Source organism: Nostoc sp. DedQUE04, from assembly GCF_034530995.1.
GTDB lineage: Bacteria > Cyanobacteriota > Cyanobacteriia > Cyanobacteriales > Nostocaceae > Nostoc.
On record NZ_JAVRCA010000076.1, the window covers coordinates 14,285 to 23,852 of the forward strand.

The 9,568-nt window shown below is 40.4% G+C and carries 10 protein-coding genes; 3 read left to right on the forward strand and 7 right to left on the reverse strand.

Annotation, left to right across the window (positions count from 1 at the left end; translation table 11 throughout):
- Nucleotides 1-155 precede the first annotated feature (155 nt).
- Nucleotides 156-1,049, reverse strand: coding sequence for an SDH family Clp fold serine proteinase (locus RM049_RS33395; protein ID WP_322669758.1), 894 nt, complete (start codon nt 1,047-1,049; stop codon nt 156-158).
- Between the two features lie 97 nt (nt 1,050-1,146).
- Nucleotides 1,147-3,048 (reverse strand): serine/threonine-protein kinase, encoded by a 1,902-nt coding sequence (locus RM049_RS33400; RefSeq protein WP_322707244.1) that lies wholly within the window; start codon nt 3,046-3,048, stop codon nt 1,147-1,149.
- Nucleotides 3,049-3,343: 295 nt separating this feature from the next.
- On the opposite strand from RM049_RS33400, the gene RM049_RS33405 reads away from it, so the two are divergent.
- Nucleotides 3,344-4,264 (forward strand): Tll0287-like domain-containing protein, encoded by a 921-nt coding sequence (locus tag RM049_RS33405; protein WP_322707245.1) that lies wholly within the window; start codon nt 3,344-3,346, stop codon nt 4,262-4,264.
- A 293-nt stretch (nt 4,265-4,557) separates the two neighbouring features.
- Here RM049_RS33405 and RM049_RS33410 read toward each other — a convergent pair whose 3' ends face one another.
- A complete protein-coding gene (locus tag RM049_RS33410; RefSeq protein ID WP_322669861.1) occupies nt 4,558-5,799 on the reverse strand; it encodes a serine/threonine-protein kinase in 1,242 nt (413 codons plus the stop codon).
- Nucleotides 5,800-6,157: 358 nt separating this feature from the next.
- Here RM049_RS33410 and RM049_RS33415 point away from each other — a divergent pair, with 358 nt between their 5' ends.
- Nucleotides 6,158-6,334, forward strand: coding sequence for a hypothetical protein (locus tag RM049_RS33415; protein ID WP_322707246.1), 177 nt, complete (start codon nt 6,158-6,160; stop codon nt 6,332-6,334).
- Nucleotides 6,335-6,383: 49 nt separating this feature from the next.
- Here the strand turns inward: RM049_RS33415 and RM049_RS33420 are convergent, their stop codons facing one another.
- Nucleotides 6,384-7,196, reverse strand: a complete 813-nt coding sequence (locus tag RM049_RS33420; RefSeq protein WP_322707247.1) for a Uma2 family endonuclease — start codon at nt 7,194-7,196, stop codon at nt 6,384-6,386.
- A gap of 546 nt (nt 7,197-7,742) precedes the next feature.
- Between RM049_RS33420 and RM049_RS33425 the strand changes: the two genes are divergently transcribed.
- Nucleotides 7,743-8,210 carry a hypothetical protein gene (locus RM049_RS33425; RefSeq protein ID WP_322707248.1) on the forward strand — a complete coding sequence of 156 codons (468 nt, stop codon included), beginning with the start codon at nt 7,743-7,745 and terminating at the stop codon, nt 8,208-8,210.
- A 534-nt stretch (nt 8,211-8,744) separates the two neighbouring features.
- Here the strand turns inward: RM049_RS33425 and RM049_RS33430 are convergent.
- From RM049_RS33430 to RM049_RS33440, 3 genes are all read right to left on the reverse strand, one after another.
- Nucleotides 8,745-9,077 carry a type II toxin-antitoxin system PemK/MazF family toxin gene (locus RM049_RS33430; protein WP_322686674.1) on the reverse strand — a complete coding sequence of 111 codons (333 nt, stop codon included), beginning with the start codon at nt 9,075-9,077 and terminating at the stop codon, nt 8,745-8,747.
- 3 nt (nt 9,078-9,080) lie between these two features.
- Complete coding sequence (locus RM049_RS33435; protein WP_322686673.1) at nt 9,081-9,302, reverse strand: hypothetical protein; 222 nt, start codon at nt 9,300-9,302, stop codon at nt 9,081-9,083.
- Between the two features lie 43 nt (nt 9,303-9,345).
- Nucleotides 9,346-9,568 (reverse strand): WD40 repeat domain-containing protein (locus RM049_RS33440; protein WP_416212679.1); only part of this gene is annotated, 223 nt, incomplete at its 5' end.

Here is a 9,568-nt window from a genome sequence, read left to right on the forward strand (position 1 = left end):
CAACAGCGACACCGACAGCTACGCCAACAGCGACACCGACAGCTACGCCAACAGCGACACCGACAGCTACGCCAACAGCTACACCAACAGCTACACCAACAGCTACACCAACAGCTACACCCTAGTTGCCAAAAAAACTCCTACCCCAAATCCGCTCAAGCGATCTGATTTGGTTCTTCTAAGGGTCTGCCCTTGGGTGTAGGTAGAATTGGACGGCGGTCATTGTAAGGCATAGGAATGTACTGCACGCTGGGTCGTCCTCCTTGTGGCTGTGGGTACATATCCATGAGATTATAAATAGAATGGGGCAGTCCGACGGTTACGGGCAGCCCCATTTCTGTTGCTTCTTCAATAGTGATGGGATAGTCATGGGTGACGCGCCCAGTTGTCAAGGCTTCGATAATCGGTTCGATATTTTCTGGCAGAACTTTTTGTTTAGGTACACTGTCTTTTAGCAAAGTTCGTACAAACCGCTGTACCTGCTGTATTGCTTTGCGTGATAGGTCAGCCATAATTAGGGTTTGGTCATCAATCTCACCGATGGGTTTATCTTCAACCACTTTCAGAATACTGGCTGCGGGGTAATTACCCAGTTGGGGATCGACTGGACCCAAGACAGCGTTAGCATCCATAATAATTTCATCAGAGGCGAGGGCAAGCATTGTACCGCCACTCATAGCATAGTGAGGTACAAAAACTGTGACTTTTGCTTGGTGGCGAATTAACGCTCTGGCGATTTGTTCCGTAGCTAAAACCAAACCGCCAGGAGTGTGCAAAATTAAGTCAATTGCTACATCTGGCGGTGTGAGGCGAATTGCTCGCAATATTTGTTCTGAGTCTTCAATAGTAATGTAGCGAGATATAGGAATTCCCAAAAAGCTAATGGACTCTTGACGGTGAATTAGTAAAATCACCCGACTTTTGCGTTCCTGTTGGAATTCTTGTAAAGCACGCAAGCGCCGATATTCTATTTGACGTTTTTGCCAAAGGGGTTGCAAAGAAGTCAGAAGGAGGAAAATCCAGAATAAATCACCAATACCAAAGCCCATATATTTATTTTTGTTCAAAAATAACGGTTGCCGTCATTATTGTCACAAATTTGGGGCGATCGCAGTTCTATCTGTAGATTTATAGAAAAATTACGAATTATTTACTACCCCTTCGCCAAATTTTAATAGTGTCGTCATCACTACCGCTAACTAGGGTTTGGCCATCGGGACTGAAGGCGACACATCTAACATAGTTGGAATGCCCTGTAAGTGTGCTGATTTCTCTGCCACTGTGTATGTGCCACAGTTTGATAGTGTTGTCCCAACTGCCACTAGCGAGAAATTGTCCATCCTGGCTAAAGGCGACTGACCAAACTGAATCAGAATGACCTATGAGAGTACGAATTTCTTTGCCTGTATTTATATGCCAGAGTTTAATCGTGTTGTCACCACTGCCACTGGCGATAATTTCCCCATTTTTGCTGAAGGCGATACAGTTGACAAAGAAAGAATGGCCTGTGAATGTGTAAATGTTCTTGCCTGTGTATACTTGCCACAATTTAATAGTGTAATCATTACTGCCACTAGCCACCAGTTGTCTATCCTGGCTATTGGTTGTAAACGTTCTCGGAGAGTAGGCGACTGACGAAACTGGGTCGGAATGACCTGTGAAAGTTTGGATTTCTATGCCTGTGTTTACCTGCCACAGTTTGATTGTGCAGTCAGCGCTGCCACTAGCCAAAAACTTGCCATCTGGACTAAAAATAACGGAATTTACCCAATTAGCATGACCAGTGAGAGTACGAATTTCTTTACCCGTGTTGACATCCCACAATTTGATTGTATTATCCCAACTCCCGCTAGCTAAGATTCCCCGATTGAGGTCTGCAACTCCCGCAGATTTGCCGGATTCGCCTTGATAAGAAAGGTTTGAAGAGATTGGGATTGGGCTAAAGGCGACCGAATGAACCATACTGGAATGACTAGAAGGCCAACGACCCAGTTGACGCACTAGCTTGCCAGTACTCACTTGCCAAAATTTGATGGTCTTGTCATTACTGCCACTAGCAATAAATTGTCCGTCTGGGCTAATGGCGATCGCATGAACCATACTAGAATGACCTTTGAGGGTCTGTACGCATTTCCAGTTCTGCCGATCTAATACAACAGGTACAGGTAGTTGCAGCTTAGGGGTTATCACTAAATTAGATGAGCTTTTTGTTACATACTCTCCTGTTTCAGGGCCTAATAAATCCAACCACTCTTGCACAGACTGGGGACGATACGTTGACTCCAGATCCATGCCGCACATAATAGCTTGATTTACCCTGTTGCTGATGTTGGGATTAAAATATTGTGGTGGTTCTAAATTAATATTGTGACGTCTATCATCTGCACTAGTCGGTACAACTGCGGTAAGCAAATTATACAAAGTAGCGGCTAGGGCGTAAATATCAATATATTCTCCTCGCGGCGCTTCTGATTCATACTGTTCAGGTGGGGCAAAACCAGGAGTACGATACACTGTATGCCTTTGGATCGTATTAGGAATAAATTCTCTAGCGATGCCAAAGTCTATCAGCACTGCTTCTAATTTATCAATGCGGATCATGATGTTGCGTGGTTTGAGATCCCGATGCAACAGTCCTTTAGAATGGATTAAGGTCAAAGCATCGCCAATTTGCCGGATGTAAAGTAGTGCTTCTGCCTCTGATAACACTCCTATTCGCCTCAAGCGCTGTGCTAAGTCTTCCCCTTCGATGTAATCCATCACCATGCAGGGCAAATTTCCCTCATCGAAGATGGTTTCTATTTGTACTATATGAGGATGGTGGCACACAGCCAGCCGAACTGCTTCATCACGAAAGTCTTGCCTTAACTTGTTTCGGTGGAGTATCCAGGCGGGGTGATTCAGGATTTCTTCTTTGAGGGTTTTAATCACTCGCTGTTGATTTCGTTGATTTCTGGCAAGATAAGTAATGCCAATTCCGCCTTCACCTAGTTGGCTTTCAATAATGTAGCGTCCCCCGAATAAAGACTTTCCTGCATTCCACACCATTAGTAATATTTGACGATTGCTGGTATTTATTTTGGCACGGTATCAGAACCGCCAACACGAATTTTTGGGAATTCCATTTGAATTGCTGTTGTAGCTTTTTGGAACTTAGTTACTTAGATAACATTTTGATTAACCTCAATAATTACTAATAGTATAAAGTTTGAATATACCCTCATAGTTTTGCCTAAACTATGCCTTTATACGAAAACATGAAAGTTGATTGCTCATGCTAGAGTAAACAGTAACTTTAGACATATTTGTTCATAATAATTTGACTTGTAGGTAATCTAAAATTATGCTTAAGAATCTAAATTTGAAACAAAAATTTACAATTCTGCTACTGGTAATTTTGACATTTGGTCTGAGCTTGAGTGGATTTACTCTTTCTTCTCTACTGAGGGAGAATGCTAAACAAGATATTAGCTCCACTGGTCTCATGCTCATTCAAACAATGAGTTCTGTTCGTAAATACACCAGCACTCAAGTAAATCCAGAGCTAGTTGATAAATTAACTACTGAATTTTTGCCGCAAACCGTTCCTGGATACTCAGCACGAGAAGTGTTTGAAATTTTACGGAAAACAACAGACTACCGTGATTTCTTTTATAAAGAAGCAACTCTCAATCCCACAAATCTTCGAGATAAGGCTGACGGTTTTGAGACAGAAATTGTAGAACAGTTCAGAAATAAATCAGACCTTAAAGAAGTTAGTGGATTTCGCTCAATTCCTGGTGGGGATATCTTTTATATTGCTCGTCCCTTAGCAGTGTCTGAACAAAGCTGTCTGGCCTGTCATAGCGTACCTGAAGCTGCACCTCAAAGTATGATTAGTCTTTATGGTGCTGCTAATGGATTTGGGTGGAAACTTAATGAAATTGTTGGCGCTCAGATTATATCAGTACCCGCCAAGAATGTCATTAATAAAGCAAATCAGTCTTCTTTACTAATTATCTTGATTGTATCAGCTATATTTATAGCGACTATCCTATTAGTCAACTTGTTCTTGAATCGACAAGTTGTGAAGCCTCTCAAACGCATGACTCGCATAGCCGAAGAAGTTAGTACGGGACATATGGAAGTTGAATTTGAGCAGATGTCTAATGATGAAATCGGTAATTTAGCTAGAGCCTTTAAACGGATGCAGTTAAGTTTAGAAATGGCGATGAAAAGAATCAAACGTACTCAAGGAGGTACAGGCGATTACAATAATTTCTAATGACATTCTCTCTAAGAGACTTAAAAGCGTAGCTTGCTTCTCTGTAAGGGTACGCAAACTCGCTTTGCGGGACACTAACGTAATCAAGCTCTGTACAAGACGTTGCGTGTAACTTGCTTCCCTCATAGAAGTATACAGAGTCGCTTTGCAGGATGTTAACGTAATTAATTTTTGTTTCTAGGATATTTAAACCTACTAAAAAACCTTGCTAATTTTATTAGCTTTGTTGACTTAAACCCATAGAATTAGTTAAAAGATTAAAAATTATTCCTCAATCCGTGATGTCTAAATCTCTATGAAAATAAGCTTTTTTTAAATTCAAAAGCTGCTTGAAAATTAGGAATCTCCTTAGTTACAAGTTCAATAAATTGGTCAGCTGAAATATAAGGATTGTGGGCTAGTATTTCTTCTATAATCAGATTTGCCATTGGGCCGATGTGGTAGGCTAATTCTTGCTGACAATGTTTGATAAATGCTGGTTGTAGTGAAGATTGTTGTTCAATTCTTTGCCCAGTTTGTGGACTAGTGGGTGAATTAAAAATTGTTTCTTCAGGTTGGTTATATGACTGCGATAAAGCCGACATAGCCTGAAATTCAGGGTTAAATACCGTAGCCGGTAAATCATCAACCATGATTGCAGAAAACATTGCTATTTCTGGTTCTCGAATACGCTCTAAATCTCGAAGAACTTCGCTGGCTGTTTGGTATCGCTTGTTAGGCCTATCTTCCAACATACAATCAAGTACTTGAGCAAACCCATCAGTAACATAAGTATAATCACGCCAGTTCCATTCAAGTGAGTATTGATCCATTAGTAAAGATGGATCTCTAGCTGTGAGTAATACAATAGCAGTTACACCTAAAGCATAAAGGTCACTAGAGGGTGAACATAAACCCAAACTAATCTGTTCGCGGGGAGCATATCCAACTTTGCCTACAAGGGACATTTTGCCAACAAATGTTACCTGGTGGTTGGAACTTCTCGCCTCGTTAATATCAGCAATTTGCTTGCCTACCCCGAAATCAATCAGCACTGGCAGATCCTTGCCATCGGGTAACATGATGTTGTCTGGAGAAATATCTCGATGGATGATGTTGTGCTGATGAACATATTCCAAAACAGGCAGCAGATTCTTTAGCCACTGTATAACTTCGTCTTCTGAAAAATTTCTTCCTTGACGTTGAAGTTCTCCTAGCAGTCTTGAATATGTTTTACCGTCAACATACTCTTGTACTAGGAATAGCCGACCATCTCCTTCAAAGCAAGCCAAAAACTTGGGAATTTGAGGATGTTGCAATTGATGAAGAATTTTCGCCTCTCTTTTAAATAAGTTACGATATTGTTCTAGTCCACTTTCGCCTGTGCCAATGGGTGCAAATTCTTTGAGAACACAGGCTTCATTAAACCGACGAGTGTCAAATGCTAAGTAAGTTCGTCCCAATCCTCCCTGTCCTAGAAGTTTTTGGATAATATAGCGGTTATCGATTAGAGTTCCAGCAGCTATTTCTGGTCTTGTCATAGGGGACTGTGACATCATCATCGCACTCCTAGCGATTTTGTTATTGATAAATTATCTAATTTGCTGAAAGTCAGAAACTCTAGCAGATAAAGGCTGATAACATCCTTTAAATTGAGGTTAGCACCACTATCGAGCCAAGGAAATACACTTTTCTACAATTTTCTGATGGTCTTGTGTTACCAAATAGACAATTTTAACCTGAGTAATTCGATCGTACTACTAATACTTAAGTATTTTAGCCACCGCAACATAATCTGTGTCTGCGGTAATATCTGCAAATGTTCAGGGCATCGCTTTTGAGATTTGCTGCTGAACCTTATTTTCCCCATAGTTACCCAATTGAAACTGGGTTGAGGAACAGTAAGGATATAGCGTGACATCATGGTTTTGCATAAAAAATGAGGTTGCTATAGACTTGCTGAAAGAAATATTATATGTATTTCAAGTGCTAAATATGCGATCGCTCTCAAAAATTAATCTTTCTGAGAAACTATATCATTATTCAGATAGCGGCTTCGGCATCGGCTATCAAAATTTTCACTACAGATGATTCCTCAATAGCAGAAAATCAAGCTGCGTATCAGAAAAAACTCGTGAAGCTACAATAGTTCATCTAGTTCATCAGGATTTACGCCTAACTGACGCAAACGTTCTGCTAATTGTTCTACTTTTCGTTTGGCTTGAGCAGCTTCTTGTTCGGCAATTATAGCTCGTTGGGTTGCAGCAGCAGCTTCCTCTGTGGGTGCAGGAATTAATTCTCCCGTTAAAGTGAACCACCTTAACCACAATTTTTCAATATCTTGAAATGAACCTTGCCATAAGCCTAAACTTAAATTTATCTCTGGCATTAGTAGGTATCCATCGGTCAAATTCATCGATTCATAGTGACCGCCGACTAACTGAAAAGCCCGAAGTTCATTAGTATAGTGACTAAATACAACATAGTAAGGAATCCGCAAAATTCGCTCATAAACTTCCCATTTGCTAGGAGGTTTATCTGCTGCATTTTCTCTTCTTGTGCCTAAATCTTCGTCTTCCGTACCTGGAGATAATAACTTAACAACCACGAAGGGATTTGCTGGTTCTTGCCAAGTGACATAACTTAACCGTAAGTCTTGCCCTTTGTATAATTGTTCTACGCCTACTACACCAAACCAATCTGGGCGTTTATACCACAAAGGATGCTGTAAATCATAGTAGAGATTAAGGTCAGCCGCACTGTAAACTAGTTGTGAATTCCAGTTAATGGGCTGAAAAGTTAAGTATAAAAGTAAGGGTTGTAAAAAATGAAAATCGTCTGGCAAGCCTGGTTCCTCTGGGTTATCACTTGGTAAATCATACATCGTTGGTAGGGTTTCCCAAGGAGGAAGCGGCGGGTCAGATTGAGGGATGTAATGGGGAAAAGAAGTCATATTAACAATTCAAAATTCAAAATTCAAAATTCAAAATTAAAGGCATTTTGATTCGGGGATTTAAACTCAGACTCAAAATATGTTACGACAAGATGTAGGGATTTTAAACCCTTGAATGTACGATAAAAATTAGGTTTGTATTTTTCGGCTATTACTTTTATGGCTCTACCATACTTATTAGGCTAAATTTACAGCTTCCAAAAGGGAATAGGGAGAATAGATGTGTACTGAGTTTTTTCACGCAATCAAATGAGATTCCTATAGAAGTAGTAATGTTATTCCACAACTAGCTGCGAAGTGCTAGCGCACCGCTCTGCTAACGCCTAATTTTGAGATTACCTCTGCTACTATTATCTCTAAATGTTCGGCTTCCTTGAGTCAAATGCCACTGGACTCTAATCGTGAAACTTGCTCAAGGTTGCTAATTAGCGAGATATCACTTATTGAAAGGTATAAAAACTTTTTCTTAATTGCTTATAAATAACTATTACTGCCTAAATAACTTGGGGAATACTGAAATTTAGTCCCCTTAAAGGTGTATGAAAAATGGCAGATAATAAAGTTAGTGCAAAACTTTCCCCCGCAGACAGGGAAGCCGTGATGCAAGCTATTACTACTATCCGCGAAAAGTTACCGTTCTTGATTGATTTGACAACTGAAGAGCGTAAAGCTTTACCTAAGCTGGGAGATAAGAGTCGGGCGTTTGTGAGTAAGGCGTTGGAAATCGGCACGCAAAACCCTGACTTCTTACCTCGTTCTTTTGACTTGAATGAAATGCGCCAAGATATCGAATTATTTGAAGCCCTGTATCCCATTTTGCTGTCGTTGACGCAACTGCAAGAACTGGTGGATGATACATCTGTGGCTGTTGGTAGCGAAGCTTATGCGGCGGGGTTGATGGTATATAACTATGCGAAAGTCAGTGGTAAAGGCGCGGGTTTAGAGTCAATGATTGATGATTTAGGACGCAGATTTGCCCGGAAAGCTAAAAAAGTGCAACCACAAACTTCATAAGGGACTTCCAACAAATAAATTATCCAATCTTGTGGGGTGGACATCTTGTCCGCCCTTGGCTATGGGCGGGCGAGACGCCCACCCCACAATAAGTAGTTGAGTATTTTTTTGTTTGGAGTTCCTTAAGTTGAGAAATTAACTTAATGCTTCTACCTAAAAACCTTAAATTTTGAGCTTCTGAGCTTGGGTGTTTCTGTTTCAAGTGAAAAACTCCCAGTCAGAAGCTCAATTTTTGCTGTTGTCAGCAAGAACGTTTTTGTTTCAAGTGACAACGTTCTGATTTTAAACGAGAACTTTCTGGTTTGAAGTGAGAATGTTCTGGTTGAAAACGAGAAGTTTTTGGTTTGAAGTGAGAATGTTCTGGTTTTAAACGAGAACTTTTCGGTTTCAAGTGAGAACGTTTTTGTTTGAAGTTAAAAAGTTTGTGTTTAGAACTAAACAGTTGTAGATTAAAAAGCAATACGGTTTACTATTTTGACGCGCTAAGTACTAGCGCACTGCTCCGCTACATCATAATGATAGTCAGAAAGGCTTCTATTGAATAGAAGACCATATTTGAGAGATGTTCTGACACACTTTTTCCCAATCATTTGGTTGTAAAGTTCCTAATTGACGTTCTAATAAACGCTTTTCTACTGTGTTTATCTTATGCAATCTCACTACTGAAGGACGCATTAAACCTGCTTGCTGCCATTCGATAATTTCAACATCAAAAGCAGTTTGAGTGATTTGACTGGTAATCCGCGCCACAATAATATCGTCATCTCCGGTATCTAAAAGTACTAATACTGGGCGAAGTTTGAATGTTACTGCATCAGAAAATGGCAGTTTGAGCAATATAACAGAACCAGATTGATAATTTTGCATTGATTAAATCGTGTCGTAGATAGCATCATCTTCGCTGTAGCCTTTTAGTAATTGTTCGGCTGCAAGACGATGCCAAGCTGCTTCTTCTTGTTCTTCTTCTGTGGGTTCATTGACGAGAATAATTACTTTTACCTGCTGGTTATTTGCTAACTGTTGCCATATCACATTTGGTAATTCTATTTTGCCTTCATCGGTGACATTGGCAGGAAATTCGTATGCTTTCATATTGTGTTTATTGTTGGCTAGTTCTAATACTATTTTGACGCTGTTATTGCACAACTAGCTGCGATCGCCATATTTTGATATTTCCACCACTACCTCCAGCAGCAAGCCAATTTCCATCGGGGGTAAAAGCGACGGATCTAACTGAGTTAAAATGACTGAGGGTGCAAATTTCTTTGCCTGTTGCTATTGACCACAGTTTGATAGTCTTGTCTCCACTACCACTACCACCACTAGCCAACATTTGCCCATCACTACTGATGGCGACG

Coding starts and splice junctions, on each gene's coding strand:
- RM049_RS33430 (WP_322686674.1), bottom strand. CDS start 9,077: ATGCAAAATTATCAATCTGGTTCTGTTATATTGCTCAAACTGCCATTT.
- RM049_RS33395 (WP_322669758.1), bottom strand. CDS start 1,049: ATGGGCTTTGGTATTGGTGATTTATTCTGGATTTTCCTCCTTCTGACT.
- RM049_RS33420 (WP_322707247.1), bottom strand. CDS start 7,196: ATGACTTCTTTTCCCCATTACATCCCTCAATCTGACCCGCCGCTTCCT.
- RM049_RS33410 (WP_322669861.1), bottom strand. CDS start 5,799: ATGTCACAGTCCCCTATGACAAGACCAGAAATAGCTGCTGGAACTCTA.
- RM049_RS33405 (WP_322707245.1), top strand. CDS start 3,344: ATGCTTAAGAATCTAAATTTGAAACAAAAATTTACAATTCTGCTACTG.
- RM049_RS33400 (WP_322707244.1), bottom strand. CDS start 3,048: ATGGTGTGGAATGCAGGAAAGTCTTTATTCGGGGGACGCTACATTATT.
- RM049_RS33435 (WP_322686673.1), bottom strand. CDS start 9,302: ATGAAAGCATACGAATTTCCTGCCAATGTCACCGATGAAGGCAAAATA.
- RM049_RS33425 (WP_322707248.1), top strand. CDS start 7,743: ATGGCAGATAATAAAGTTAGTGCAAAACTTTCCCCCGCAGACAGGGAA.